This window comes from Pseudarthrobacter sp. RHLT3-21 (assembly GCF_059383495.1).
Window position 1 is genome coordinate 65239 of record NZ_JBWZCI010000009.1, and the last position, 25966, is coordinate 91204.

Genomic DNA, 25966 nt, shown 5'->3' on the forward strand with positions numbered 1-25966 from the left:
CCGGGAAGGTCCGCGGGTCCACGTAAGATAAGACCCGTGACTAGCGAACAGACAAAAACTTTTGACCTCTCGGCATCCTTCAAGGCCTACGACGTCCGGGGCATCGTGGGCGAATCCATCACCGCTGAAATCGTCGAAGCCGTGGGCGCCGCGTTCGTTGATGTCCTGGAACTGGAAGGCCAGACGATCCTGGTAGGCGGCGACATGCGTCCCTCCTCCCCCGAGTTCGCCAAGGCTTTCGCCGACGGTGCAGCCACCCGCGGCGCCGACGTCAAGCTCCTTGACCTGATCTCGACCGACGAGCTCTACTTCGCCTGCGGCTCCCTCAACGCCGCCGGCGCCACGTTCACCGCCAGCCACAACCCTGCCGAATACAACGGCATCAAGATGTCGAAGGCCGGCGCGCAGCCCATCTCCTCCGAATCAGGCCTCAAAGAGATCCAGGCCCTCGCCGAGCAGTACCTCAACGAAGGCTCCATCCCGGCGGCACCCGCCCGCGGCCTGATCGGCGTCCACGACGTCCTCAAGGACTACTCCGAGTACCTCCGCCAGCTGGTGGACCTCTCCGGATCCCGGCCGCTCAAGGTAGTTGTGGACGCAGGCAACGGCATGGCCGGCCTCACCACGCCGGCGGTGCTGGGCAACGCACTCCTGCCCAAGCTGCCGTTCAAGATCATCCCCCTCTACTTCGAGCTGGACGGCTCCTTCCCGAACCACCCGGCCAACCCCCTCGAGCCGGAGAACCTCCGCGACCTGCAGGCCGCCGTCATTGAGCACGGCGCCGATATCGGCCTGGCCTTCGACGGCGACGCCGACCGCTGCTTCGTCATCGACGAAAAGGGCGAGCCCGTGTCGCCGTCGGCCATCACCGGCATGGTGGCACGCCGCGAAATCGCCCGCGCCCAGGCGCAGGGCGAGGCAACGCCCACCGTCATCCACAATCTGCTCACCTCCCGTGCAGTGCCGGAACTGGTAGAGCACGACGGCGGCCGCGCCGTCCGCACGCGCGTGGGCCACTCGTTCATCAAGGCAGTCATGGCCGAGGAAGGTGCCGTGTTCGGCGGGGAGCACTCAGCCCACTTCTACTTCCGTGACTTCTGGAACGCGGACACCGGGATGCTCGCAGCAATGCACGTGCTCGCTGCCCTCGGCGAGCAGGACGGACCGCTGTCCGAGCTCGGCCGCGAGTACGAGCCCTATGTCTCCTCTGGCGAGATCAACTCCGAGATCGAGGACAAGGCCGGAGCCGTGGAGCGCGTCCGCACCGACTTCGCCGCCGAGGACATCACCGTGGACACCATGGATGGCAGCACGTTCACGGCAAATGACGGCAGCTTCTGGTTCAACCTGCGCCCGTCCAACACGGAGCCTTTCCTCCGGCTGAACGTGGAAGCAACGGACCGGGCCATGATGGAAAGCGTCCGCGACCGCGTATTGTCCAATGTCCGGCGCTAAGCCGGATCTGGCCCACGAAGCCACGGACGGCCCGGCTGCGGTGGCCTCTTGGCGGGATTCCGTTCCGGAAGCCTCAGCCACGGACCTGGAAAACCTGCTGGGCACGGGCGTCGGCGCAGCCCAGGAACAGCTCGAGCGAAACGGCGGCTTCCTGCCGTTCGCACTGGTGGTGGAGAACGACGGCGAAGTCCGCCTCGTGGCCGTCACACCGGCTGATGCCCAGGACGGCTCCGACGGTGACTTCGACGCGGACACGATGATCAGCGACCTCACCGAACTGCTCCGGCAGAACCGTGCTGATTTCCGCGCAGCCGCAATTGTCTGCGACATCCTCTTGGTCGAGGAAGAAACAGATGCCATCCATGTAGCTGCTGAACACCGCGACGGATCCGTTTTCGCCGCGGTCCTCCCTTACGCCGCCAACACCGGGACCCACGAACGGGAGTTTGGCCAGCTCGCCGCTGACACCAGCGAACCCACCGTCTGGGTGGACTAGACCGCACCCCGGTTGCCATGAAAATCAACGCTTTCGCAGACGTCAGCCTCCGGGCTCTGATGGTTCTGGCCGCCGCGCCCGGGGCGACCCTCCTGACCACGCAGAACATCGCCGATGCCGTGGGCACACCGTACAACCACGTCAGCAAGGCGATGGCCAGGCTGCGCAGCCTGGGCCTGATCGAGGTGGAGCGCGGCAGGTCGGGCGGATCCCGGCTCAGTTCCGCTGGCCGCCGGGCAACGGTGGGCCAGGTCCTGCGGGCCCTGGACACCCGGCCGGACGCCGCCGACTGTGTCGCTCCGGGCGGCGACTGCCCGCTGATCCATGAATGCAGGCTTCGCGCCGCGCTGGCCCGCGCCCGTGAGGCGTTTTACCGGGAACTTGATGCCGTGGTTGTGGCCGAACTTCCAGGATCGCGGCAGATGACACCCGTCTTCCAGATGATCGGCCTGCGCCCCGGCCTGTAGCCCGGCGCCGCGCCCACATCCCCCACCGATTTGATTCCAACTTCTACGAGGTGTAGAACTTGGGGTACGAATATACGCATTTCAAATGTAAGTATTCATATTGACCGGACGAAAACCCGGTCCCCTATCGCAGGAGTACACATGCTCTCGGACAAATCCCGCCCCGTCATTGAGGCCACCCTGCCGCTCGTCGGTTCCAGGATCGGCGCCATCACTCCCAAGTTCTATGCACGGCTGTTCGCCGCCCACCCTGAATTGCTGGACGGACTCTTCAGCCGCTCCAACCAGCGCTCGGGCAGCCAGCAGCAGGCGCTGGCCGGAAGCATCGCCGCTTTCGCCACGCACCTGGTCAACAACCCGGGCACCCTCCCCGAAACCGTGCTTTCCCGCATCGCCCACCGGCACGCGTCGCTCGGCATCACCGAGCCCCAGTACCAGGTGGTCTACGAGCACCTCTTCGCGGCCATCGCGGAGGACTTGGCCGAGGTCATCACACCGGAGATCGCCGAAGCCTGGACCGAGGTGTACTGGCTAATGGCCGACGCACTCATCAAGCTCGAAAAGGGCCTCTACGCAGCACAGGCCAACGGCACGATGTGGAGCCCCTGGAAGGTCGCCGCCAAGACCCCCGCCGGCACCGGCTCGATAACCTTCACCCTGGAACCGGCTGACGACACCCCCATCACGCCCGCCCTGCCCGGCCAGTACGTCAGCGTCAAGGTCACCCTCCCGGACGGGCTGCGCCAGGTCCGCCAGTATTCGCTCTCCGGCGACGCCGGCACGAGCCGCAGCTTCACTACCAAGAAGGACGACGGCGGCGAAGTCTCCCCCGTCCTGCACGACACCGTCCAGGTGGGCGACATCCTCGAGATCTCCAACCCCTACGGCGAGATCACGCTCAAGGAAGGCGAGGGCCCGGTGGTCCTGGCCTCCGCCGGCATTGGCTGCACGCCGACCGCGTCCATCCTGCGCTCCCTCGCGGACGCTGGTTCGGACCGCAAGGTCCTGGTGCTGCACGCGGAAAGCGATCTGGAGTCCTGGGCGCTGCGCTCCCAAATGACGGACGACGTCGAACGCCTCAAGGGGGCCGACCTCCAGCTCTGGCTGGAAGAACCGCAGGCCGGTTCCAACGCCGGCTTTATGTCACTGAGTGAAGTCGACCTGCCGGCCAACGCGTCGTTGTACCTCTGCGGACCGCTGCCGTTCATGAAGCACATCCGCAACGAGGCCATCAACGCCGGCATCCCGGCCACGAAGATCCACTACGAGGTCTTCGGTCCGGACATCTGGCTGGCCAGCTAAAACATTCATCGATTGTCCCCACCGCCCTTCTGACACCTCAAAAGGGCAGTTGCGGAGCAGTCGATGAGACAACGACGGCGGCCCCGCACCTTTCTTGCAAAAGGTGCGGGGCCGCCGTCGTAAGCGGGGCCTCCGTCTGGGCCCACGCTGCCGAGGGGCCCCAATCGAGCTTGCGAGATTGGGGAGGCAGCGGGGAGGGTTCCCTGGCTGAGCGGAGCGACGCGAGGGAGACGGTGGGGATTCAGCCCAGGCGGGACTTCAGGCCGGCAAGCTCGGACTGCAGTGCCTCGGGGAGGGAATCGCCGAAGTTGGCGAACCACTCCTCGATGGATGCGAGCTCGGTGGCCCACTCGGCCGGGTCAACGCGGACAGCTTCCTCGACCTGGGCGGGGGTCATGTCCAGGCCCTTGAGGTCGATGGATTCGCCGGTGGGAACAAAACCGATCGGCGTCTCGACGGCGTCCGCCTTGCCCTCCAGGCGCTCGATGGCCCACTTGAGGACGCGGGCGTTGTCGCCGAAGCCGGGCCAGGCGAAGCCACCCTCGGCCGTGCGCCGGAACCAGTTGACCAGGAAGATCTTGGGCAGGCGCTCCGGATTGCCCTTGGCCGACAGGTTCACCCAGTGGTTGAGGTAGTCACCGGCGTCGTAGCCGATGAAGGGCAGCATGGCCATGGGGTCGCGGCGCACAACGCCTACTGCTCCGGCTGCCGCGGCGGTGGTCTCGGAGGACAGCGTGGAGCCCATGAAGATGCCATTGGACCAGCTGCGGGCCTCGGTGACCAGCGGAATGGTGGTCTTGCGTCGGCCGCCGAACAGGATCGCGGAAAGCTCCACACCGTCGGGGCTGTTGTACTCCTCGGCCAGCATGTCGATCTGATCGATGGGGGTGCAGAAGCGCGAGTTCGGGTGGGCTGCGGGCTTGTCCGAGTCCGGGGTCCAGGAGTTGCCCTGCCAATCGGTCAGGTGCGCGGGCACTTCCTCGGTCATGCCCTCCCACCACACGCCGCCGTCGTCGGTCAGTGCGACGTTAGTGAAGACGCTGTTGCCCTTGGCGATGGCGCGCATCGCGTTGGGGTTGGTGCCCCAGCCGGTGCCCGGAGCCACGCCGAAGAGGCCGGCCTCGGGGTTGACGGCGCGGAGCTCGCCTTCCTTGCCGAAACGCATCCAGGTGATGTCGTCACCGAGCGTTTCCACCTTCCAGCCCTCGATGGTGGGATCGAGCAGCGCAAGGTTGGTCTTGCCGCAGGCGGAGGGGAAGGCAGCCGAGACGTAGTACGTCTTCTGCTCGGGCGAGGTCAGCTTCAGGATGAGCATGTGCTCGGCCAGCCAGCCTTCGTCGCGGGCCATGACGGAGGCGATACGCAGCGCGTAGCACTTCTTGCCCAGCAGGGCGTTGCCGCCGTAGCCGGAGCCGTAGGACCAGATGGAGCGTTCCTCGGGGAAGTGCACGATCCACTTGTCCGGGTTGCACGGCCACGGAACGTCCGCCTGGCCCGCTTCGAGAGGTGCACCCAGGGAGTGCAGGGCCGGGACGAAGAAGGCGTTGGTCTCGGTGATGCGGTTAAGCACGTCAGTGCCGATGCGGGCCATAATGCGCATCGAGGCAACAACGTAGGCGCTGTCGGTGATCTCGACGCCGAACTTGGGATCTTCGGCATCCAGGTGGCCCATGACGAACGGGATCACGTACATGGTGCGGCCGCGCATGGAGCCGGCGAACAGTCCGCGCAGCTTCTGCTTCATCTCGGCCGGGGCCATCCAGTTGTTGGTGAAGCCGGCGTCGCGTTCCTTTTCGGAACAGATAAACGTCTGCTCTTCGACGCGGGCTACATCCGCGGGATCGGAGAATGCAGCGAAAGAGTTGGGGAAAGTCTCCTGGTTCAGCCGGGTCAGCGTGCCCGCTGCGACGAGTTCATCGGTGAGGCGGCTGTTCTCTTCTTCGGATCCGTCAACCCAGTGGATGCGGTCCGGCTGCGTGAGTTCCGCAACCTCTTCGACCCATGCCAGCAGTGCAGCATGCGTGGTGGGTGCTTTCTCAAGCAGCGGCTTCTGCGCCAGATCGCCCATTGCGGTTCCCTTCCTCGGGTTCATCGGTGTGGACTAAATGCTATTGGCCACCCAGGCGCCCCAAGCCGGGCCAACCGTGCACGTTCGTGAGCGCTAGAGACGAAAACCGCGCAAATTCAAGGAAAACGCGCATAAATGGCTGAAATTAAGTGACGAAGGTCACGTAGACCGGTCTAGTCAGCTAGATTACATGCTCCTCGATTTGGTACTCCGGGCCCCCCTCGCGTAAAGTAATTCGAGGTTCGGGGAGCAAGAAACTCCGCGAAACACAAGATGCGCCCATAGCTCAGCTGGATAGAGCGTCTGTCTACGGAACAGAAGGCCGGGGGTTCGAATCCCTCTGGGCGCACAGAGAAAGGCCCGTATCGGTTCGCCGATGCGGGCTTTCTGACTTTAAGCGCTATGCCCCTGCCTGCCGCCCACCTCAGCAACAGGACGGACACCCTCGGGCTGCTCGACGAAAATGCGTCACTTTTGGTACCAACCCCCGCACCGCCCTTGGATTCGCGCGGGTGAGCCGGCCCTACGCGGTCAAAAGTTACGCAGTTCTGTCGCCCCTGATTGACGACGGCGGCGCCCCCGCCTCGAGGGAGGCGGGCGTAGGCTGGACGAATGACGCCTGAGCCGCTGCAACGTGAATTCGATGTCATTGTGATCGGCGCCGGCGCCGTGGGGGAAAACGTCGCCGACCGCGTGGTCCAGGGCGGCCTGACGGCTGTTCTTATTGAAGCCGAACTGGTGGGCGGCGAATGCTCCTACTGGGCCTGCATGCCGTCCAAAGCCCTGCTCCGCCCAGGCACAGCCCTGCACGGCGCACAGTCTGTGCCCGGCGCAGTAGAAGCCGTCACCCTGACACTGGATGCAGCCGCGGTCCTTAAGCGCAGGGACTATTTCACCGCCAACTGGCAGGACGACAGCCAGGTGAAATGGCTGGAGGACACAGGGATCGAGCTGATCCGTGGCCACGGCTGGATCACCGCGCCGCGCACTGTTGAAGTAGCCGGGCTGGACGGCAACACTTACGAGCTCAAGGCGCGTCACGCCGTCGTACTGGCCACCGGCTCCACACCAACCGCACCTCCCATCAACGGGCTGGCGGATCTGCAGGTCTGGGGTACCCGCGAGGCCACCTCGGCCAAGGAGGTGCCGGAGCGCCTGGCTGTGATCGGCGGGGGCGTAGCGGGCACCGAGTTGGCGCAGGCATTTGCGCGCCTGGGCTCGGACGTGACGCTGGTGGCGAGGGGCGGACTGCTGGGCACGTTCCCTGCAGAGGCCACCAAACTTGTGGCGGCGGGGCTGCGCGCGGACGGCGTGGCCGTCCGCCTCAACACGTCCACCGAAAGTGTCCGGGAAAACGACGACGGCACCTTCACCCTGACGCTTCAGGACCCGACGCCGGGCGGCCGAACCACTGTCACTGCGGACAAGGTGCTCGTTTCAACCGGCCGGCATCCCGCTCTTGAAGGGCTTGGACTGGAAAGCCTGGGCTTCGAGGCCCGGGACGGGCAGGCTCTGAAACTCACCACCGACTCCACTGGCCTAGTCCAGGGCGTTCAGAGCCTCCAGGGCGCCCCGGGCACCCTGGACGCGAACGACAACAAGCGCTCGAAGGGCGAGGATCCCTGGCTCTACGCCGTTGGCGACGTCGCCGGCAGGAACTTTTTCACCCACCAGGGCAAGTACGAGGCCCGCGCTACGGGCGACGCCATCGCCGCCCGCGCCAAGGGCGAGCTCAGCGGTGCACCGGCGGCCTGGAGCCGGTACGCCCAGACCGCCAACCAGCACGCCGTGCCCAGCGTGGTGTTCACCGATCCCGAGCTAGCCGCCGTGGGGCGCACGGTGGAGCAGGCGAAGCAGGACGGCTACAACGTGTCGTCCGTGGAGCTGCCCATCGAGGTGTCGGGTTCGTTCCTGCACTCCGAACACTACGAAGGCTGGGCACAACTGGTGGTGGACGAGGACCGCCGGGTCCTGCTGGGCGCCACTTTCGCCGGCCCGGACGTGGGTGAGCTGCTGCACGCCGCCACCATCGCCGTGGTGGGCGAGGTCCCGCTGGAGCGGCTGTGGCATGCCGTGCCGTCGTTTCCCACCGTCAGCGAGGTGTGGCTGCGGCTCCTGGAGAAGTACGGCTTGTAGGAGAAGGAGGGGGCCGCAAGTGTCCGTTCGCGCTGGCCCACTCCACCGGCGCTATTTGAACTGACCAGTCAGTTCAGTTAGGCTGGAGGCGGACATACCCCGTCGAAAGGCCACTTTTGCTCTCCGTACAGCAGCTCCTTGTGAAAGGCCGGCGCGACGATTTGCTCCCGCCCACCTCTCTGCGGGTCGGCCGGGGTGAGCTCCTCCTCGTCACCGCCGAACGCCAGGACCAGCGGACAGCCCTGGCCCTGACCATCAGCGGGCGCATGAAACCCACTGGCGGCCGGATCGCGTGGGACGCCAACGAACGCACCAAATCCCTCCGGCTGGCGAGCGCCCTTGTGGATTCCCCCAACGTGAACGAACCCGAGCAGCACCTCAGCGTCCGCGACCTTGTCACCGAGGACCTCGCGCTGATCCCCCGCCGCTACCGGGGCGCGCTCCTCAGCAAACCCTGGCTCAAAGTCAACAGTTTCGAGGACATCGCGGACCTGTGGACGGAACAGCTGGCGCCGGACCGGCGCATTGAACTGCTCACGGCCCTCGCCCTCGCCAACCCGCACACCGACCTCCTGGTGGTGGACTCCCCCGACAGGCACGGTGCCCACGCTGCGGACTGGCTCCCCCGGCTTGAGGAGCTGGCGTACGACGGCGGCCGGCCGCTCGCCGTCGTCGTCACCGTGACTGCCCTCCCGGCAGGGTGGACGGGGCCGGCCACGGTGATCGGCAACGCCGTCCCGGACGTCGACGAAGCGCCTGATGAACCTGACCTGACAGACGTAGAAACAGAAGCTCTCTTACTCGAAACCGAGGATGCCAAGTGACCGTGCTGCGGCTGGCCCGTTCCGAACTCAAGCGGATGACCGGCGGGTTGCTGCCGAAGCTGACCATCCTGGCACTGATCATGGTGCCGCTCCTGTACGGGGCTGTCTACCTGTACGCCAACTGGAATCCTTACGGGAACCTGAACCAGATCGAAGCCGCCCTGGTGGTGGAAGATACCGGTGCCACATCCAGCGACGGCACCGATCTCCAGGCGGGCAGGAAAGTGGCGGACGGCCTGGTGGAGGGCAACGTCTTCAACTGGCAGTCGGTCCCCACGGCGGCCGAGGCCGATGCAGGGGTCAGCAGCGGCAAGTACGCGTTTGCGCTGAAGATCCCGGCAGAGTTCTCCACGAACCTCGTCTCACCCGGCAGCTTCGATTCGGCCAGCCAGGCGATGCTGAACGTCACCACCAACGATGCCAACAACTACTTGCTGAGCACCATTGTGGACAAGCTGACCACTGCGGTGCACACAACTGTGGCCAAGGAAGTGGGCGAAGAGACGGCGAACGAGCTGCTCACCGGCTTCGGCACCATCCACGCCCAGATGCTCAAGGCCGCAGACGGCGCCGGGCAGCTGGCGGACGGTGTGGCCACCCTCCGCGACGGGACCGTCACCCTGCATACGGGCACCAGCGAGCTCAGCGCAGGAGCGGGCGAGCTCTACAACGGGCAGCTGAAATTACGTGACGGCGCCAACCAGCTGACCGACGGCGCCGGGCAGCTCAGCAGCGGGCTCTCCGTCCTGAAGGACAAGACCGCCACCCTGCCCACGGACACCCAGACGCTGGCCAACGGCGCGGCCCAGGTGGCCGCGGGGAACGCTCAGCTGAACACCAAGGTCCAGGACGTCGTCACGCAGCTTGATGCCGCGGACCAGGGGCTCCGGACGCGCGTGATCGAGTCGAATGCCCGCCTGGTCTCGTCCGAAGCGATCACCCAGGTGCAGGCCGACAAGATCCTGGCCGACTTCGATGCTGTGGCTGCCTCCAGCCCCGTGGCCGCAGCGAAGGCCCGAATCCAGACCGACGCCGGCCAGATCCAGCAGCTGGCGGACGGCTCCGAGGCTGTGAGCGTCGGCGCAGCCCAGCTGGCAACGGCCACCCCTGCGCTGAAGGACGCCATTGTCCAGGCCTCCGGTGGCGCTGACCAGCTCCATACCGGGGCGGCCACGCTGGCCACCGGCGAGCAGTCTGCGCTGGACGGCGCCGGACGCCTCGTCGAAGGGGCGCAAACGCTCGACGCCGGCGCGGGGCAGCTTGAGGCGGGGGCCGGCACCGCCGCTGACGGCTCACGGACGCTGGCCGACGAAATTGCCAAGGGAGCCGGACAGGTTCCCAACCCCGACGATTCGCAGAAGAGCAGCCTCTCAGAGGTGATTGCTGACCCGGTTGCCGTCAGCAATGTCTCCCAGGCAAAAGCGGATTCCTACGGCGCGGGGCTGGCACCGTTCTTCCTGACGCTCGCCCTCTGGATCGGTATCTTCATGCTGGTCCAGGCGATGCGGCCCATCACCCAACGGGCCCTGGCGTCGAACGCCCCGGCCTGGAAAATCGCCGTCGGCGGCTGGCTTCCGTTCCTGGCCGTCTCGGTGGTGCAGGCCAGCCTGCTGACCCTCGTGGTGAATCTGGCGCTGGGCCTGAACCCCGCGCATCCCGTGCTGATGTGGCTGTTTATGCTTGCCGCGGCCATGGCATTCAGCGCCATCATCCAAGGCATCGTGGCGCTGCTGGGGTCACCCGGCAAGCTGGTGGTGCTGATCCTGCTGGTGCTTCAGCTGGTGTCCTCGGGCGGCACGTTCCCCTGGCAGACCACCCCGCAGCCGCTCCACGTGGTCCACGAGATCCTGCCCATGGGCTATGTGGTCACGGGCATGCGGCACCTCATCTACGGTGCGGACCTGTCCATGATCGTGCCCACCGTCCTGGGGCTGCTCGGCTACACGTTGCTGGGCGCGGCGATGTCCACCTTTGCGGTCCGGGAGCACAAGTACTGGACCCTCAAAACGCTCAAGCCGGAGATCGCGGTATGAGCCAGCCCGTGCCCGGACCTGCCGCGCATGATCCTGTTGGGCATGACCCTGCAGTGCATGATCCTGCCGTGGATAACCCTGTTGGGCATGACCCGGCCATGCACGGTCCGGCGGAGAAGAAACTCCGCCCGGCCCGGACCAATGCCACCCGGCAGAAGCTCTTCGACGCGTCCATGGAGCTGATCGGCCAACGGGGCGCAGCGGGTGTCACGGTGGACGAGATCGCAGCGGCGGCGGGCGTCTCCAAAGGCACTGTCTACTACAACTTCGGCAGCAAATCGGATCTGATCGCGCAGCTGCTGCGGCACGGCGTGGACATCCTGAAGGCGCGCCTGCTCAGCGAGGCCGGGCAGCCAGGGACCGATCCCCTGGTGGCCATGGAGGCAATGATCGGGCAGGCCATGGATTTTATGGCCGACTACCCATCCTTCGCCCGTTTGTGGGTGAGCGAAAACTGGCGGACTCCCAGCGAATGGCGGGACACATTCGCTGTGCTCCGGTCTGAACTCCTGGCCGTCATCGGTACGGCCATAGAGGACGTGGCCGCTGTCTATCCTGTAGACAGGTCTGTCTCGCGGGGCAGCCTGGAGACAGCGATCTTTGGCGCCTGCTTTGTGGTGGGGCTTGACCGGCAGACCTACAACCCCGAACGCACCCGTGACCAAAGCGTTGCAGCAATCATGGCAATCATGCGCGGCTACGTGCTGAAGTAGCTTTTGCCTCATGGATGATTGGACACATGCGCCACATGGGTAACAGCGGGAAGTTCGCCTTGATCGCGGCCGTCGCCGCCTTGGGCATGCTGGTGCTCACCGCCATCACCCTGGAAGAGGCGGTGATGGTCACCTTCCTGGGCCTCGTTGCGCTGGCCTACATTGCGGCTGTGGCGGAGGTCCTTGCACGCGGGCGCCACTTTGCGTTGGTGGCCACCGCAGCGGGATCCAGCCTCACCATTGCCTTTTCCCTGGCGTTCGTCAGCACCTGGGAGCTGGCCTTCGCCGAGCAGTCGTCATTCTTCGGCACACCGCTCCCCACCGGGGATCCGGACAATTATTTCTACTGGGGTGCGGCCTCAGCAGTGGCCACGTTGGCGGTCCTGTTCCTTGGCGCAGTCTGGCCCGCGGGAAGGCGGCTGGGGACTGCGAAGCGGAAGCCCTCGCCAGCGAAGCGGCGTCCCGCTTCCGGAACTGGCAGGCCTGCAGCGCGGCGCCCGGCAGCCCGGGGCGCGGCCACAGCTCAGCGCGCGTCAGGGCTCCGCGCGCCCGCCCGGATGCCTGCCTCGGCAGCCAAGCGGCCGCCGTCGTCCGCATCTCCGGTCCGCAAGCCGGCACCCAAACCAGGCACCAAGACGGGTGCCAAACCGGCGCCACGCCGCTGACCCCGCCGGCCTCGGCCGGCGAGCACCGCCGTCGCCACCCCGCCCAGGAGGAGCAGCCCGCCAGCCAGTTCGGCCGGCGTCGGCACCTCCCCCAATGCCAGCCAGGCCGCGCTCATGCCCACCACGGGAACCAGCAGGGTAAAGGGCACCACGGCCGACGACGGGTAGCTGGCCAGGAGCCGGTTCCAGATTCCGTACCCCACCAGCGACGCGAAAATGGCCGTATACAGTGCACTCAGGATCGTGGCCGGCTGGAGGTCAGCCAGCGTGCCGAACACCGCATCCGGGCCGTCCACCAGCAGCGACAGCCCGGCGAGGGGCAGCGGCACCACTGCGCCGGACCAGACCACCAGCCCCAGTCCGGAGGCGGCCTTGGCCTGACGAGCAATGACGTTGCCGGCGGCCCAGGACAGCGCGGCTCCCAGGACGATGATGAGCGGCAGCAGCGGGGCCACGGCACTGCGGCCGACGGCCACCACGGCCAGGCCCACAACGCCAAGAACGACGCCGGCCAGCTGGCTCCGGCTGGGCCGCTCGCGCAGTAACCCGGCAGCCAGGAGGACCGTGAGCAGCACCTGCGCCTGGAGGACCAGGGAGGCGAGGCCCGCTGGCATGCCCAGCGCCATGGCCAGGTAGAGGAGTCCGAACTGGCCCGCGCTCATGAAGGTGCCGACGCCGATGATCGCCTTCCAGCTGACGTCCGGCTTCCTGATGAAGAAAATCCAGGGGAAGACCACCAGGAGGAAGCGCATAGCCACAAAAAGCAGCGGCGGAACCTCACGGCCGTTCGCATGAAGGCCAAAGTCGATGGCCACGAAGTTCAGGCCCCAGAGAACGGCGACCAGGGCGGCGAGGAGGGAGTGTCGGAGGTTCACGGTCCCACTCTTGCAGAACTGCAGATGAAGCACCAGCGTTGAATTCCGCGTCGAATCATGTACGTTTGCTTCATGATTGAGATCGGTTCGCTCCGGGCCCTGGCGGCAATTGAACAACACGGTTCGGTCGTAGCGGCGTCGGAGGTGATGGGCTTCAGTCCGTCGGCCGTCTCCCAGCAGATCAAGAAGCTGGAGAAGCAGACCGGGTTCCCCGTCCTGGAACGCCGCGGCCGCGGCGTGCTGTTGACCGAGCGGGGGCTCGCCCTGGCAGCCTACGGCCGGCGCATCCTGTCGGAACTCGAGGAACTGGAATCCACGCTGTTGGCGGATCCGGCCAAACCCACCGGGCACCTCAGGGTTGTCTCCTTTTCCACCGCCTGCCGGGGCCTCGTGGGGCCGCTGCTGGGACGGCTGGCTTCATCCGGAGCGGACCTGGACATCAGCGTGCTGGCCGAGGACCCGCGGGAAGCCGTGGCGCGGGTGGCCAACGGGGAGGCGGACCTGGGTTTGGTGCACAACTGGAACTCCGTCCCGCTGGTGATACCGGAGCACATGACGCTCGACTGGCTGTGCGAGGACGTTGCGGACGTCCTGGTGCACCGCGACCATCCGCTGGCTGGACGCAGCCAGGTGGAGCCGGCGGACCTCGTGGACGAACGGTGGATCAGCACGCCGCACGGCGCGATCTGCAACGAGGCGCTGCTGCGGATCTTCGCCGATCGTGGCCGGGTGCCGGACATCAAGGTCTACGATCCTGACTTCGCAACCCACATCGCCTTGGTGGAGCAGGGAGCCGTTGTGGCGCTGGTCCCCCGCCTCGGCCGGCCCGCACTGCCTGCGGATGTCGTCGGCCTGCCCTTGGTCAACCCCACGCAGGTCAGGCAGGTGGGCATCGTGTACCGCCGGACCATGGCGGCCAGCCCGGGCATCCAGCACATCGCCGGACTGCTGCGGGTGGTCGCTGAGTCCAGTGTGGTCGCTGAGTCCACTGGGGTCACCGGGTCCCCTGGTGTCAGTGGGCTCGCGGGACCTTGAACTTGGTCAGCCGGGCGTCCTGCCCGTCCAGCTCGGCCCAGGATTTTTCCGTTTCCAGCACCGTGAGGCCGCTGGTGGGGTAGCGGGTGGCGGCGTCCATGTAGGCGTCGTGGTTTGAGTCGCGTGACGCCAGGTGCATGGCGAGGTCCTGGACGCCCGGCATGTGCGAGATGAGCATCAGGGTGGTGACGGTGTCAGGCACATGGTTGACCACGGCGAGCATCCGCAGTGCAGAGGCGGCGTAGAGGCCGTCCTCAAGTTTCGGCGTCGGGGCCTTATCCCCCAACTCGGAGCACACCCAGGTGCAGGTCTGGCGGGTGCGCAGCGCACTGGAACACAGGATGAAGTCCGGGAGGATGCCGTGCTTGACCAGCCACTTGCCAGCCAGGGGCGCCTCGCGGTGCCCGCGTTCCTCCAGCGGCCGCTCATGATCCGCCACGCCGCCGGGCCAGTCGGCCTTGGCGTGCCGCATGATCACCAGGCGTTTGATGTGGTGGTCGCTCATCCCCCAAGCCTAGACCCGTAGGACCCACGGCACCGCCCGTCACGCCCAGCGCGCTTTTTGGAGGCACCCGTGTCACGCCAAGCGCGCTTTTAGCCGCACCAAGAGTGCCCACCCGCGGGATGACGGGCCGGACCTGCGTTGGGTAAGCCAAAAGCATGCTCCCCGTGACAAACCTGGGCCACCGCGCCGTCGAACAATAGCCGCGGAGGCCAACACTCGCTGGCCCGGACGCACGAAAGCGGCATTTCGCGTAGAGAGGGCACTGCAGCGAAGCGGGACATCCCGAAAGCGCCGTTGTTGCGCGAGGTACGAGCGCAGGCGCAGAGGGATCGTGCCGCGAAAGCGAAAGCGGCCGCCCCGATGGGTACGGCCGCTTTGGTGCGTCGCTGAAGGACTAGATCGAGTATTCCGGAGCGGCCCAGACAATAACTTCGGGGTGCTCGTAGAAGCGGTAGCCCTGGCCGCGGACGGTGCGGACGGTGTTGGCGAGGCGGCCCAGCTTGGAGCGGAGGCGGCGGATGTGGACGTCGATGGTGCGCTCGTTGGGGACTTCCTCGGCGTTGCGCCACAGGCCCTCGAGCAATTCATCGCGGCCAACCGTGCGGGTGCCGTTTTCCACCAGGTAGTTCAGGAGTTCGAATTCCTTGAAGGTCAGGTTCAGGGATTCGCCGTCAAGGTGGACTTCGCGGCGGGCAAGGTCGATCAGGACGCCGGACGGGCGCGGATCCTGGGGCTGCTGCAGCCGCGCAGTCTCGCTACGCTTCTGTGCGTTCACGGTGGGGTCGCCAAAGGTGGAACGGACGACGTCGAGCGCGGAACCGGGAGTGCCGGCCGGGGCCACGGCCACGGCCGCGTAGCTTTCGGCACCGGTCACGAGTGACTGTGCGTAAGCGCGGATTTCCTGGGCAAGTTTGGCAATGGAGGTTCCGGCAGCCGCTGCGGTTTCCTCGTCGATGCCCATGTAGAGGACAAATCCCCGGGCCACGGTGTCGTTGGCGACGGGCCGAACGGCGTTTGGCCCCGCGACAACTGGAGTAGGCGCGGTCAGCGGGGCGGCTTCGGCAGGCTGGACAGCGCGGAGCTGGCCGTAGGAATTGGGGTTGTAGCCCTGGGGTGCGTAGCCGGGGGCAGGAAAGCTGGCGCCGGGGGCAGCCGGGGCGAACGCCGGTCGGGCACCGAACCCCTGCCGAAGGCCGGAAGCCTGGCCTGCCTTGCCTGCGTTACGGACGGAGATGTGGACGTATCCGGATGCAACTGACATGAATGCTTACCTCAATGTGAATGGCCGTCATCGCGGCTCGAATGCTGATTGTCCCCGCAATGAGATCTGGGGAGGGCGCCCGACGCTGGGCTGGGGGAATGCCTAGGAACTTCGTGGGGTCTGAAGGTCAGGCGTGCATTCGGCAACAGCGCATGTCCGCAGCAGCGGATGTGCTGGGCCAATATTCTGCGGCTGCAGGTGCTGTTGAGTTCTTGTTCACAATTCAAAGTGTGCAACGTAACAATGGAAACTTGCAAGTAACAATGGGTGCCTTGTTCCGCATACTGAGACAGAATGCGGTTTTGTGTTACAGATCACCATTCTGAAATGGCGGCAAAACGGGAGCTGCTGTCCCCCAAGGGTGTGCAAATAGGCGCTGACGGCGAACAATCTTCGCCTTTTCGCAATACTGAGCCCTTGAAATTCACCCTGGCATGGCTTGCCGAAATTGCTTGTTGCCTTTTGCCGCCTGTCCAGCGGAAACGGCTCCGGCCCGCGCATTATCGGCACCCATCTCCCCCCACTCAGCTCGCTAGGCTGGGATTCACAGCGTGCACACAGGAACCCCATAGCGCGGGCTAACCGAATGATCGGAGAGTTGTCCCATGGCCACTTCGCACTCCATGACCAACAACCTTCCGCAACTGACCCACCCGGACGGCTCCCCCATCCGCGCCCTGGTGGTTGACGACGAACTCAGCCTTTCCGAACTCATGAGCATGGGGCTGCGCATGGCCGGATGGTCCGTTGCCGTGGCTTCGGATGGCCCGGAGGCCGTCAAGCTTGCCAAGGAGTTCCGCCCGGACGTCCTGGTGCTGGACGTGATGCTGCCAGGGTTCGACGGCGTTGAGCTGCTGGGCAGGATCCGCGCCTTCACGCCGGAGGTACCCGCGCTTTTCCTGACCGCCAAGGACGCCGTCCAGGACAGGATCGTGGGCCTGGCGGCCGGCGGGGACGATTATGTGACCAAGCCCTTCAGCATGGAGGAGGTCCTGCTGCGGCTGCACCGCCTGGTTCAGCGGTCCGGCGTTGCCGCGACGACCACTGCCGAACTGGTGGTGGGCGATCTGGTGCTCAACATCGACACCCGCGAAGTGACCCGTGCGGGCGATGACCTCCAGCTCACAACCACCCAGTTCGAGCTGCTCCGGTACCTCATGGAGAACCCCAAACGCGTGATCAGCAAGGCCCAGATCCTGGACCGCGTCTGGAAATATGACTTCGGCGGCCAGGCCAACATCGTGGAGCTCTACATCTCCTACCTGCGGAAGAAAGTGGATGCAGTGCACCCGCCCATGATCCATACCGTGCGGGGCGCCGGCTACGTCATCAAGCCGGCCGAGTAGCAGCTCCATGTCCGCCCGACGGCCCGCCAATCCGCTCTACGTGCGCAGCTGGCGGAAGCCTGACACGTGGCATCTGCGCACCCGCCTGATCCTGTTGGCCATGACGTTGCTGGTGGCCATCTGCGGCGCCGTTGGCCTGTTCAGCTATGCGTCGATGGATTCCTTTCTCACCGGCCAGCTGGATGACCAGCTGAGCCAGGCCGCCAAACGCTCGAACGATCCGGGCCGCCCGCCCCTGGGCGGATTCAACGGCAGGCCGGACCCGCTCGACTCCCGCGGGCAGAGTGTCGGAACGCTGAATGCACGGATCCTGAAAGGCCAGATCAACAGTGGCGGCTTCCTGGACTCGGACACCACACGCCTGGCCCTCGATGCCGAAGACAAGCAAACCCTGCTGGCCCTGACGCAGAACGGCATTCCCGTGGACCGCTCGCTGTCCAACGGGGATTACCGGATTGTGGCCGTGGAAACCGGCTACGGCGATGTCCTCGTCACGGGACTTCCGCTCGCGGCCAAGGAGAGCACGCTGGCGTCGCTGGTCTGGACTTTTGTGTTCGTTTCCCTTGGCGGCCTGGTGCTGATCGGGCTGGCAGGAACCGTGCTCATCCGGCGCACCATGAAGCCGTTGGAGCAGCTTTCCGAGGTTGCAACCCGGGTGGCCCGGCTCCCGCTGGATGCGGGCGAGGTGGCACTCGCGGTGCGCGTCCCGCCGTCGAACTCCAACCCCGGAACCGAAGTGGGCAGCGTAGGACACGCCCTCAATCTGAGGCTTGATAACGTCGCCAGTGCACTCGAAGCGCGGCAGCGGAGCGAGACCAAGGTGAGGCAGTTCGTTGCGGACGCGTCCCATGAACTGCGCACCCCGCTGACCGCCATCCGCGGGTACACGGAGCTGATGCGGATGACCGAGGACTTCACGCCGGACGGCCGGAAATCCCTGGCCCGCGTACAGAGCCAGTCCGAACGCATGACCACCCTGGTGGAGGACCTGCTCCTGCTGGCCCGGCTCGATGAGGGGCGGCCCCTGAAACTCAGCGAAGTGGACCTCACACAGCTTGTGATCGAAACCGTCAGCGACGAGAAAGTCATCGCCCCGGACCACCACTGGCGCCTCAAACTGCCTGACGAGCCGCTCGCCGTCACCGGGGATGCGTCCCAACTGCGTCAGGTGCTGGTCAACCTGCTCTCCAATGCGCGCAAGCACACGCCGCCCGGGACCACGGTGGTCACCGCTGTGATGAGGTCTTCCGATGGCAGCGCGGCGGTGACGGTAACGGAAGACGGCGGAGGCATCCCTGCGGAGTTCGTGGACCATGTTTTCTCCCGGTTTGCCCGCGCAGACGCGGCCCGCAAGGGCACGGCCTCGGGCGCCGGGGCGTCGGAGGGCACCAGTGGCCTGGGCCTGTCCATTGTCCAGTCCATCATGGAAGCCCACGGCGGGAGCGTGAAAGTGACATCGCGGGCCGGGCGGACAGAGTTCGCCTTGCTCCTCCCTGCCGGCGCCATGGCGCGACCAGCCGACGCCCGGGCGCAGCAAGGCGACACGCCGTCGTCGTGATTCCTGTTACCAAAATGTGACTTAAGCTTCCAGCTCCTGTAGCGTCGAACGGGTGCGGATCCCGTTCGGGCCGCATATCCGGATGACGCCAAGCTCTGCCGCTTCCCGGATTCCGTTTTCAGAGGCAGAGGCGGGGGACCCACCGTCCCGGGCACCAAGTGCCCTTTGGGGTTAAGCCAACACGTGATTGTGCCGTGTGGCCGGATGCCCTCATCCGAACCCGACAGCTAACTCCGCAGGTGTGAGAGGCGATCCATCATGTCTGAATCCAAGGTACAAACGCGCCCGCAGGGCGATCCAAAGTCCGACAGCCACCGCAAGCAGACCCGCTTCGGTGCAGCAATGTCCCCCCTGTCCAAGGTTGCCCGGATTCCCTCCGTGGGCCAGCGCGCCGCGGTGTTCGCCACGGCGTGCGCCCTGCTGATCGGAGTCAGCGCCGCTGGACACGCTTCCGAGTCTGCATCGCTTGCGGCCAGCGCGGACCAGGCCGCCGAAGAAACCGGCGCCCAGTCGAAGCTGAGCTTCGAAGCAGCCCAGCTCCAGCCGCCGGCCGCCCCGGAAGCTGCACCGGCCGAGATGAACGTCGCACCCCAGGCTGCCGACCCGGCACCTGCCCCGGCCCCAGAGGCCGCTCCGGCTCCTGCTCCCGAGCCCGCTCCTGCCCCTGTTGTGGCCGTCGATGACCCGGCAGGGGCACAAGCCTATGCAGCCGGCCAGCTGGCGACCTACGGCTGGTCCGCTGACCAGATGCAGTGCCTGCAGACGCTGTGGACCAAGGAATCCGAATGGACCACCACGGCCACCAACGCCAGCAGCGGCGCGTACGGCATCGTCCAGTCGCTGCCCGCTGAGAAGATGGCGAGCGCCGGCGCGGACTACCTCACCAACTACCGCACGCAGATCAACTGGGGCCTGAACTACATTCAGGAGCGCTACCAGTCACCGTGCGGCGCGTTGAACTTCCACCTGTCGCACAAATGGTACTAAGCCGACTCCCCCGCGCCGACTCCCCGCGCCGGGGCTTCCCGGCGTGGCGGTCAGGGGTTCGGCGGTCAGGGGTTTCCTGCCCAGCGGCTCCAGGCCATACTTGGGCCATGAAATTCACCACCACCATCCTGGGCAGCGGCAACAAGGCGGGCATCGAGGTTCCGGAGGTGGTCATCTCGGCGCTCGACGCAGGCAAGCGTCCGCCGGTTGTGGTGACCATCAACGGCAAGAGCTACCGGAGCAGCATCGCGGTCATGGGCGGACAGAACCTGATTGGGGTGAGCACCGCCAACCGGGAATTCACCGGAGTTGCCGCTGGCGACACCGTCGAGGTGGACGTGGAACTGGACACCCAGCCGCGCATCATCGAGGTCCCCGACGATCTGGCCGCAGCCCTGGCCGCCGAACCCGAAGCGCAGGCGTTCTATGCCGCGCTGAACTACAGCGCCCAGCGCCGGTACGTGGAGCCAATCGGCGATGCCAAGACGGACGAAACCCGGGCCCGGCGGATCACGAAGGTGGTCGCCGACCTCAAAGCCGGAAAGAAATAACCGGCTGTCCCCCGGCCACAGAGGCGGTCACGGCACTGTAGTCCGGGATGTGGAGCACGCCGGCCGGCAATTCGCCCGTATTGGGACCCACGGCCACCGTCCGGATCCCCGCGGCAACACCTGCTGCGATCCCTGCGGGCGCATCTTCGAACACCACGGCATCCTCCGGCTTCACGCCCAGCAGCGCGGCTGCCTTCAGATACCCTTCCGGGTGCGGTTTGCCCCGTGTGACCAGTTCCGCTGTCACGGCCGTGGCCGGCATGGCCAGTCCCGCGGCGTCCATGCGGATGTCCGCCAGGGTCCTGTCCGCTGAGGTCACCAGCGCCACTGCCTCGGCCGGGAGGCTGCGGAGCAGCTCGGCAGCCCCCGGCAACGCGACGATACCGGCAGTCCGCGCCCTTTCCATGGCGCCGAGTTCCGCGGTGAGCGCCGCGACGTCGGCTCCGGCCGGCGCGAACCGGCGCACGGTGTCGGCGGCCTGGATGCCGTGCGAAGTGCGCAGGATTTCGTCGATGTCCAGACCGTACCGGGCAGCGAATTCTCCCCATACCTCTTCGACAACTGCCGTGGAGTCCACCAGCGTGCCGTCCATGTCGAAAAGGACGGCCCGGCAGGTCAGCGTTCGCGTCGCGGCAGGTGTTCGCGTGGCGGCAGGTGTGGGGATGTTCATGCTGCCTATCTTGCCTTAGGCGTCGCGACCTTAGGTGTCACGGGCCTAGGCGTCACGGCCCGGGATGTACTGCACCGCCCACTTGTTGCCGTCGGGATCGGCGAAATAGACGAAGTGCCCCCAGTCCTGCACGTCAATGTCACTCACCTCCACACCGTTGCCCTTGAGGTGGTCGTGGGCGGCCTGGATGTCGCTGACCACCATCTGCAGGCTTGGGGCCGTACCCGGAGGGGCGTCATTGAGGCCCTCGCCAATACAAATGGAGCAGGCGGATCCCGGCGGGGTCAGTTGGACGAAGCGGATGCCATCCATGGGCCGCTCGTCGAAATCCGGGTTGAATCCAACTTTGTTGACGTAGAAATCCTTGGCGCGGTCCACGTCGGATACGGGCACAAAAACGAGTTCAAGTTTCCAGTCCATTCGCCACAGGCTAACGGCGGCGGCGGGAAAGCGGAAGACCTAAGTCCTGGAACAGCCCCGTACTAGCCGGCGATGCCGTACAGGCGGTCGCCGGCGTCGCCCAGCCCGGGAACGATGTAGGACTTCTCGTCGAGCCGTTCGTCAATGGAGGCCAGCACGATGGTCACATTGGCCTCGGCAAGCTCCTCTTCGAGCTTGGCCAGGCCTTCCGGCGCGGCCAGGAGGCAAATGCACGTGACGTCGGAGGCGCCGCGCTTGAAAAGGAACTTGATGGCTTCGCGCAGGGTTCCGCCGGTGGCAAGCATGGGATCCAGCACAAAGATCTGCCGGTCCGTCAGGTCTTCCGGGAGCCGCTCGGCATAGGTGATGATGTCCAGCGTTTCTTCGTCGCGGGCCATGCCCAGGAAGCCCACCTCAGCGGTGGGGACCAGTTTGGTCATGCCCTCGAGCATGCCGAGTCCAGCACGCAGGATGGGGACCACCAAAGGCGTTGGCTTGGTGAAAGCGGTGCCCACTGTGGTGCTGACCGGGGTCTCGATAGTGACCGGCTGAGTGCGGACCTCGCGGGTGGCCTCGTAGGCCAGGAGGGTCACCAGCTCTTCCGTCAGCTGCCTGAAGACCGGTGAAGGAGTGTTCTTGTCCCGCAGGACGGTGAGCTTATGGGCGACCAGCGGGTGGTCCACAACGAGAGTGCGCATGCGTCAAAACTATCACCCGGTACTCCCCCTGCCGGGCCCGGTGATGCCGCCATCCTGGACCGCATCCCGCACCACCGGCCGGTCGAACGTGGGGGCCGGGCCATCATGATCTCGCCGCCTGATGAAATGGAAGAGCCGGTGCGCCAGGATCACGATGCCCAGCCAGGCCAGGCCCAGCAGCCAGGCGGCAATGACGTCCGTGAGCCAATGGTGCCCCAGGAACACCCGGCTGAGCCCCATGGCGACGATAAACAGTGTGCCGGCTGCGATCAGGGACACCCGGACCAGAGTCTTTTGGTACTGCAGACAGGCCAGGTAGACCACCAGCCCAATCACCACCGTGGTGTTCAGCGTGTGGCCGCTTGGAAACGACGGTGACGTCTCAAACGGCGGCACCGCGTCTGCGTGATCCGGCCGCGTACGGCCCACCAGCTTCTTCCCGATGGTGGTGGCGGTGACGGAAAAAGCTGCCGCACCACCAATGAGGACGATGGGGCGCCAGGTCCGCCCCACAAACGTCAGCCAGGCGGTCAGGATACTGGCGAGGATGGGCATTCCGATGCCTCCGCCGACATTCGTAAACCCGGTCACCACCGAGTCCAGCACCGGATTCCGCAGGTCTTCGGCATACCGGAGCGCAGGCTTGTCCAGGTTTGCCAGGCCGGCCGCGTCCACCACGTTGTCGTACACCTCGGCACCGAGGAGGGCCAGCGCAACGATGATCACGCCGCCGATCAGGATGGTGATGGTCAGCGCCGCGTACGGCTTGAACCAAGTCCTCAACCGTCCGGTGAAGGTGTCCACAAGTTCCTCCCGGCGTCAATGCTTTGCAGGCTGGATATCCTTCGAAACTATCATTGAGCCATGGTATCCACAGAAAAGAACCACCTCGATTGGATGGGTCTTGCCCTGGACGAAGCCCGGCGCGCGCTGGCCACCGAGGACGTGCCCATCGGTGCCGTGGTGATAGGTCCCGACGGCGCCGTGCTGGGTTCCGGACGGAACCAGCGGGAAGAGCTGGGAGACCCCACTGCCCATGCGGAGGTGGTGGCCATCCGCCAGGCGGCGGACCGGTTGCGTGCCTTGTCCAAGGTCGACGGCGGCACTGGGGACGGCTGGCGGCTGGCGGACTGCACGCTTGTGGTGACTCTCGAGCCGTGTGCCATGTGCGCCGGCGCTGTGGTGCTGGCCAGGATTCCCCGCGTGGTCTTTGGCGCATGGGATGAGAAGGCCGGAGCAGCGGGCTCCGTGTTCGACGTCCTCCGCGAGCGCCGGCTCAACCACTGGGTTGAGGTGTACGGCGGCGTCAGGGAAGAGGAGTGCGGCGCGGTCCTCAGGGACTTTTTTGCAGCACACCGCAGCCAGCTGTAACGCGGCTCAGCCGGTCGCAACGCGCTCACCCGGCAGCACGGGACTCATCCTGCGGCATCCAGGGCGTCGATCCTGTCCTGGCGTGAGGCCGGTGAGTCCAGGCTGAACGAGCGGAAGTCGCCCAGTTCGTCCCGGATCCAGGCCTCCACCTCGGCGATGCGCCGGGAGACTGCGGGCGTGGCCCCGTCAAAGAGCCAATGGGCAATCCGTGATCTCCCCGGATCGTATTGCCACAGCCCGATGATCCGGCCGCGATCGAAGATGGGGTGGTCCGGCAGGTCAGCCTGCAACGCTAACGTGGTACCCAGGACGTTCTTCCCCTTGTCCTGGTCGGCAAACAGATCCCCAGAGTTCCTGCGGAGCAGGACCAACGAGTCCGTGCCGGCCAGCAGCTGAATCTGTTCCTCCGCCGGCGCCTTGAACGAGGCAAGGCGGCCGACGTCGTCGGGCATCATCCACAGCACCTCACCGCTGGCGGTGGGAACCTCCAACGCCCCGGTGGCTGCCAAGGCCGCCTTGGTGTGGGCAAGCGTGAACCCCGTGAACCATTGCGACTGCTTGACCGTGGCACCGCCAGTCCAGCCGAGATAGCGCCCCAGCAGGAGGCTTCGGGCGGCATCGTCGTCCATCGCGGTGGGCGGCAGCCCCCACAGTGTGTAGGCGTAACGCTGCTGATCCAGCCGGCCATTGGCGGGCACGCGCCGGATCCGGCCGTCCGCCTGGAGGAGGCCCAGGGCCGTGGGCAACGTGGTGGCGGCGCCCTTCTTTTTGCCCTCTTCGCCGAGGTTCCGGACTGAATCGCCCAGCAGGTCCTTGAGCTGCTTAGGATCCAGCGGGCTGCCGGCTTCGGCCAGGGCATGGAGGATCTCCTCCTCCAGCAGCGTGATCTCGCCGCGCTCGACCCCCATTCTTGCCAGCACCCGGAACGGTGCCACGGCGGCGTCCCTGCCGATCTGGAGGCCCCACGCAAAGTCATCCCTTCCCAGCACGTAGGTGCAGCCGCGGGCGGTGGGCAGCTCGTGGATTTTCAGGGACAGGACGTCGGCATCCGCCTGCGCGCGGCTTGTGCCGGCACGGGCAAAGAGCGTGAGGTACGGGTTGGCGCCGCCGACGGAACGGGCCCAGCCTGCTCTGGTAAACACGTCGGCGGCGTCCGCGCCCTGCATGGTCCCGTCGAGGCCCTGTTGGTGCCAGGCCCATGCCCTGAGGAGTTCAGGGGTGAGCACCCGCGGATCCGGGGCTTCCGGGCACGAGGCATCTGGGCCCGAGGCTTCCGGGCCCAGTGTTTGTGGGATCAAGACGGTGGCAGAGGTCGGGTGCGTGGTCATGGCTCATTGTCCACCGGAGTTCCCCGCGGCGGTAGGCACTACAGCGTGCACTTCCTTGGCGGGCACACCGAGGATCTCAAGGACATTCCAGGCGGTGGAGTCCCAGCCTGGCAATTGTTCCCGTGCAGCGAGGGCAGCCGCACGCCAGCCGGCGCGGAGGGTTCCGTCCAGCAGCCATTGCCGGATCACGGCAGCGAGCACACCAGCGCGGCTGTCTTCGTGTCCGCTGTCTCCAGTTCCTGCGAGTCCGACGGCGGCTCCTGGCACCGCATATGACCCGCCATCACGCTCACCACCACGCTCGCCGTCCAGTGCTCCCGCGGGCCTGCCGACCAGTCTGCAGGCCAGGCCCAACGCGTCCACGGCGCCGGTTCCCTCCCGCACGATGACGGGAATCCCGCGGGCCAGCGATTCCGTCACCACAAGTCCAAAGGCTTCGGCCCGCGACACCAGCAGGCTCAGGTCCGTCCGGTTCCACTCGTCCGCCAGGGCCGTCCCGGCGAGCTGGCCGGTCACGCGCACCCGGTCCTCCATTCCGTAGGAGGCAATGGCTGCCCGGACCTGTGCCGCATAGGCGGGGTCGGCGTCGTCCGTTCCCACCAGGGACGCTGTCCAGGTGAGGTCCTGGAGCCTGGCCAGCGCCGCCACGGTCAGCAGCTGGTCCTTGTTGGGCAGCAGCGCGGCCACCGCAACGATGTGGGGCGGCGCCGAACCCGGCGCCACCGGCGCAGGGTCCGTCCCGGGCAAGGCAACCCGGCTGGCGGGGAGCCCGTGTTTTTCTGTCGCCGAGGCCGCAGCGGACGAACTGGTGCAGATCACTCCGGCGGCCGCCCGCAGTGCCCGCCCTTCGCCGTCAGGGTGGCTGGGCGACGGCATGTGCTGCAGGACCCAGGTGTGTTGTCCGGCGGCCGCGGCGTACTCCAGTTCGGCAGGGGCACCGCACGCAATCAGCCCATCCAAAAGGGCGACGGTTTCTGGGGTGGTGTCCGACCACGGCTGACCCGCCCCGGGGTCCCGGGCACCCAGCAGGCCGCCGAGCCGCCGTCGTTCCCTGGCGCTGGAATCCGGCCAGGAACCAGCCACCGCCAGAACCTCCACGGCAACGCCCAACGTCCTCAGGCCTTGCGTGAGCCGGGCGTTGTAGACGTTGCCGCCGGAGTTGTGGCGGATGTTGGCGGGGACCAGGAACCTGACCGGCATGG

24 protein-coding genes, 1 tRNA gene and 1 riboswitch are annotated in these 25966 nt (G+C 66.3%); of the genes, 15 read left to right on the forward strand and 10 right to left on the reverse strand.

Going from position 1 to position 25966, the window contains the following annotated elements:
• Positions 1–36 precede the first annotated feature (36 nt).
• The 4 genes from AC50YA_RS11860 to AC50YA_RS11875 all read left to right on the forward strand — a co-directional run bounded on the left by AC50YA_RS11860 (position 37) and on the right by AC50YA_RS11875 (position 3720).
• On the forward strand, positions 37–1455 hold the full coding sequence (locus AC50YA_RS11860; RefSeq protein ID WP_494982474.1) for a phosphomannomutase/phosphoglucomutase: 1419 nt from the start codon (positions 37–39) through the stop codon (positions 1453–1455).
• Entirely contained in the window at positions 1442–1951 is a 510-nt protein-coding gene (locus AC50YA_RS11865) for a hypothetical protein (RefSeq protein ID WP_494982475.1), read from the forward strand. The genes AC50YA_RS11860 and AC50YA_RS11865 overlap by 14 nt, the downstream gene beginning before the upstream one ends.
• Before the next feature lie 17 nt (positions 1952–1968).
• Complete coding sequence (locus tag AC50YA_RS11870; protein WP_494982476.1) at positions 1969–2418, forward strand: RrF2 family transcriptional regulator; 450 nt, start codon at positions 1969–1971, stop codon at positions 2416–2418.
• Positions 2419–2559: 141 nt separating this feature from the next.
• Positions 2560–3720, forward strand: coding sequence for a globin domain-containing protein (locus AC50YA_RS11875; RefSeq protein WP_494982477.1), 1161 nt, complete (start codon positions 2560–2562; stop codon positions 3718–3720).
• Between the two features lie 241 nt (positions 3721–3961).
• On the opposite strand, the gene AC50YA_RS11880 is transcribed toward AC50YA_RS11875, so the two are convergent.
• Positions 3962–5788, reverse strand: coding sequence for a phosphoenolpyruvate carboxykinase (GTP) (locus AC50YA_RS11880; RefSeq protein WP_494982478.1), 1827 nt, complete (start codon positions 5786–5788; stop codon positions 3962–3964).
• Between the two features lie 275 nt (positions 5789–6063).
• Here AC50YA_RS11880 and AC50YA_RS11885 point away from each other — a divergent pair.
• The 5 genes from AC50YA_RS11885 to AC50YA_RS11905 all read left to right on the forward strand — a co-directional run bounded on the left by AC50YA_RS11885 (position 6064) and on the right by AC50YA_RS11905 (position 11494).
• Positions 6064–6137 (forward strand) — tRNA-Arg (locus AC50YA_RS11885).
• Positions 6138–6400: 263 nt separating this feature from the next.
• A complete protein-coding gene (locus AC50YA_RS11890; protein WP_494982479.1) occupies positions 6401–7924 on the forward strand; it encodes a dihydrolipoyl dehydrogenase family protein in 1524 nt (507 codons plus the stop codon).
• A gap of 116 nt (positions 7925–8040) precedes the next feature.
• Complete coding sequence (locus tag AC50YA_RS11895) at positions 8041–8748, forward strand: ABC transporter ATP-binding protein (protein WP_494982480.1); 708 nt, start codon at positions 8041–8043, stop codon at positions 8746–8748.
• Positions 8745–10781 (forward strand): YhgE/Pip family protein, encoded by a 2037-nt coding sequence (locus AC50YA_RS11900; protein ID WP_494982481.1) that lies wholly within the window; start codon positions 8745–8747, stop codon positions 10779–10781. Before AC50YA_RS11895 ends, AC50YA_RS11900 begins: the two co-directional genes overlap by 4 nt.
• Positions 10782–10879: 98 nt before the next feature.
• Positions 10880–11494: a TetR/AcrR family transcriptional regulator gene (locus tag AC50YA_RS11905; RefSeq protein ID WP_494982589.1), complete on the forward strand. Its 615-nt coding sequence runs from the start codon at positions 10880–10882 to the stop codon at positions 11492–11494.
• Positions 11495–12017: 523 nt separating this feature from the next.
• Here the strand turns inward: AC50YA_RS11905 and AC50YA_RS11910 are convergent.
• Positions 12018–13034 (reverse strand): EamA family transporter, encoded by a 1017-nt coding sequence (locus AC50YA_RS11910; RefSeq protein ID WP_494982482.1) that lies wholly within the window; start codon positions 13032–13034, stop codon positions 12018–12020.
• A gap of 72 nt (positions 13035–13106) precedes the next feature.
• On the opposite strand from AC50YA_RS11910, the gene AC50YA_RS11915 reads away from it, so the two are divergent.
• Positions 13107–14069: a LysR family transcriptional regulator gene (locus AC50YA_RS11915; protein WP_494982483.1), complete on the forward strand. Its 963-nt coding sequence runs from the start codon at positions 13107–13109 to the stop codon at positions 14067–14069.
• Here AC50YA_RS11915 and AC50YA_RS11920 read toward each other — a convergent pair.
• On the reverse strand, positions 14047–14574 hold the full coding sequence (locus AC50YA_RS11920) for a SixA phosphatase family protein (protein ID WP_494982484.1): 528 nt from the start codon (positions 14572–14574) through the stop codon (positions 14047–14049). The genes AC50YA_RS11915 and AC50YA_RS11920 overlap by 23 nt on opposite strands.
• A 394-nt stretch (positions 14575–14968) precedes the next feature.
• Positions 14969–15835, reverse strand: coding sequence for a winged helix-turn-helix domain-containing protein (locus tag AC50YA_RS11925; protein ID WP_494982485.1), 867 nt, complete (start codon positions 15833–15835; stop codon positions 14969–14971).
• A gap of 605 nt (positions 15836–16440) precedes the next feature.
• On the opposite strand from AC50YA_RS11925, the gene AC50YA_RS11930 reads away from it, so the two are divergent.
• The 4 genes from AC50YA_RS11930 to AC50YA_RS11945 all read left to right on the forward strand — a co-directional run bounded on the left by AC50YA_RS11930 (position 16441) and on the right by AC50YA_RS11945 (position 20277).
• Positions 16441–17181 carry a response regulator transcription factor gene (locus AC50YA_RS11930; RefSeq protein ID WP_494982486.1) on the forward strand — a complete coding sequence of 247 codons (741 nt, stop codon included), beginning with the start codon at positions 16441–16443 and terminating at the stop codon, positions 17179–17181.
• 7 nt (positions 17182–17188) lie between these two features.
• Positions 17189–18739 (forward strand): sensor histidine kinase, encoded by a 1551-nt coding sequence (locus AC50YA_RS11935; protein WP_494982487.1) that lies wholly within the window; start codon positions 17189–17191, stop codon positions 18737–18739.
• 100 nt (positions 18740–18839) lie between these two features.
• Positions 18840–18992, forward strand: a riboswitch (cyclic di-AMP (ydaO/yuaA leader).
• A gap of 5 nt (positions 18993–18997) precedes the next feature.
• A complete protein-coding gene (locus AC50YA_RS11940) occupies positions 18998–19726 on the forward strand; it encodes an aggregation-promoting factor C-terminal-like domain-containing protein (RefSeq protein WP_494982488.1) in 729 nt (242 codons plus the stop codon).
• Between the two features lie 107 nt (positions 19727–19833).
• Positions 19834–20277 (forward strand): DUF1905 domain-containing protein, encoded by a 444-nt coding sequence (locus AC50YA_RS11945; RefSeq protein WP_494982489.1) that lies wholly within the window; start codon positions 19834–19836, stop codon positions 20275–20277.
• Here AC50YA_RS11945 and AC50YA_RS11950 read toward each other — a convergent pair.
• The 4 genes from AC50YA_RS11950 to AC50YA_RS11965 all read right to left on the reverse strand — a co-directional run bounded on the left by AC50YA_RS11950 (position 20258) and on the right by AC50YA_RS11965 (position 22869).
• The gene (locus AC50YA_RS11950) at positions 20258–20947 is read right to left on the reverse strand and encodes an HAD-IA family hydrolase (RefSeq protein ID WP_494982490.1); all 690 of its coding nucleotides are present in this window, start codon (positions 20945–20947) and stop codon (positions 20258–20260) included. The two genes, AC50YA_RS11945 and AC50YA_RS11950, sit on opposite strands and share 20 nt — an antisense overlap.
• A gap of 45 nt (positions 20948–20992) precedes the next feature.
• Positions 20993–21367: a VOC family protein gene (locus tag AC50YA_RS11955; protein WP_160677702.1), complete on the reverse strand. Its 375-nt coding sequence runs from the start codon at positions 21365–21367 to the stop codon at positions 20993–20995.
• Between the two features lie 62 nt (positions 21368–21429).
• A complete protein-coding gene (gene upp, locus AC50YA_RS11960; protein WP_056342624.1) occupies positions 21430–22065 on the reverse strand; it encodes a uracil phosphoribosyltransferase in 636 nt (211 codons plus the stop codon).
• Positions 22066–22077: 12 nt separating this feature from the next.
• Positions 22078–22869 (reverse strand): phosphatase PAP2 family protein, encoded by a 792-nt coding sequence (locus tag AC50YA_RS11965; protein WP_494982491.1) that lies wholly within the window; start codon positions 22867–22869, stop codon positions 22078–22080.
• Between the two features lie 60 nt (positions 22870–22929).
• Here AC50YA_RS11965 and tadA point away from each other — a divergent pair, with 60 nt between their 5' ends.
• Entirely contained in the window at positions 22930–23436 is a 507-nt protein-coding gene (gene tadA / locus AC50YA_RS11970; RefSeq protein WP_494982492.1) for a tRNA adenosine(34) deaminase TadA, read from the forward strand.
• A 44-nt stretch (positions 23437–23480) separates the two neighbouring features.
• Here the strand turns inward: tadA and AC50YA_RS11975 are convergent, their stop codons facing one another.
• Positions 23481–24764 (reverse strand): DNA glycosylase AlkZ-like family protein, encoded by a 1284-nt coding sequence (locus AC50YA_RS11975; RefSeq protein WP_494982493.1) that lies wholly within the window; start codon positions 24762–24764, stop codon positions 23481–23483.
• Positions 24765–24767: 3 nt separating this feature from the next.
• Complete coding sequence (locus AC50YA_RS11980) at positions 24768–25964, reverse strand: glycosyltransferase (RefSeq protein ID WP_494982494.1); 1197 nt, start codon at positions 25962–25964, stop codon at positions 24768–24770.
• Positions 25965–25966 lie beyond the last annotated feature (2 nt).

Bases quoted from the DNA above. Each gene is read 5' to 3' on its own strand.
- AC50YA_RS11865 (WP_494982475.1), top strand. From the start codon at position 1,442: ATGTCCGGCGCTAAGCCGGATCTGGCCCACGAAGCCACGGACGGCCCG.
- AC50YA_RS11870 (WP_494982476.1), top strand. From the start codon at position 1,969: ATGAAAATCAACGCTTTCGCAGACGTCAGCCTCCGGGCTCTGATGGTT.
- AC50YA_RS11875 (WP_494982477.1), top strand. From the start codon at position 2,560: ATGCTCTCGGACAAATCCCGCCCCGTCATTGAGGCCACCCTGCCGCTC.
- AC50YA_RS11880 (WP_494982478.1), bottom strand. From the start codon at position 5,788: ATGGGCGATCTGGCGCAGAAGCCGCTGCTTGAGAAAGCACCCACCACG.
- AC50YA_RS11890 (WP_494982479.1), top strand. From the start codon at position 6,401: ATGACGCCTGAGCCGCTGCAACGTGAATTCGATGTCATTGTGATCGGC.
- AC50YA_RS11905 (WP_494982589.1), top strand. From the start codon at position 10,880: ATGCACGGTCCGGCGGAGAAGAAACTCCGCCCGGCCCGGACCAATGCC.
- AC50YA_RS11915 (WP_494982483.1), top strand. From the start codon at position 13,107: ATGATTGAGATCGGTTCGCTCCGGGCCCTGGCGGCAATTGAACAACAC.
- AC50YA_RS11920 (WP_494982484.1), bottom strand. From the start codon at position 14,574: ATGAGCGACCACCACATCAAACGCCTGGTGATCATGCGGCACGCCAAG.
- AC50YA_RS11925 (WP_494982485.1), bottom strand. From the start codon at position 15,835: ATGTCAGTTGCATCCGGATACGTCCACATCTCCGTCCGTAACGCAGGC.
- AC50YA_RS11930 (WP_494982486.1), top strand. From the start codon at position 16,441: ATGGCCACTTCGCACTCCATGACCAACAACCTTCCGCAACTGACCCAC.
- AC50YA_RS11935 (WP_494982487.1), top strand. From the start codon at position 17,189: ATGTCCGCCCGACGGCCCGCCAATCCGCTCTACGTGCGCAGCTGGCGG.
- AC50YA_RS11940 (WP_494982488.1), top strand. From the start codon at position 18,998: ATGTCTGAATCCAAGGTACAAACGCGCCCGCAGGGCGATCCAAAGTCC.
- AC50YA_RS11945 (WP_494982489.1), top strand. From the start codon at position 19,834: ATGAAATTCACCACCACCATCCTGGGCAGCGGCAACAAGGCGGGCATC.
- AC50YA_RS11950 (WP_494982490.1), bottom strand. From the start codon at position 20,947: ATGAACATCCCCACACCTGCCGCCACGCGAACACCTGCCGCGACGCGA.
- AC50YA_RS11955 (WP_160677702.1), bottom strand. From the start codon at position 21,367: ATGGACTGGAAACTTGAACTCGTTTTTGTGCCCGTATCCGACGTGGAC.
- upp (WP_056342624.1), bottom strand. From the start codon at position 22,065: ATGCGCACTCTCGTTGTGGACCACCCGCTGGTCGCCCATAAGCTCACC.
- tadA (WP_494982492.1), top strand. From the start codon at position 22,930: ATGGTATCCACAGAAAAGAACCACCTCGATTGGATGGGTCTTGCCCTG.
- AC50YA_RS11975 (WP_494982493.1), bottom strand. From the start codon at position 24,764: ATGACCACGCACCCGACCTCTGCCACCGTCTTGATCCCACAAACACTG.
- AC50YA_RS11980 (WP_494982494.1), bottom strand. From the start codon at position 25,964: ATGCCGGTCAGGTTCCTGGTCCCCGCCAACATCCGCCACAACTCCGGC.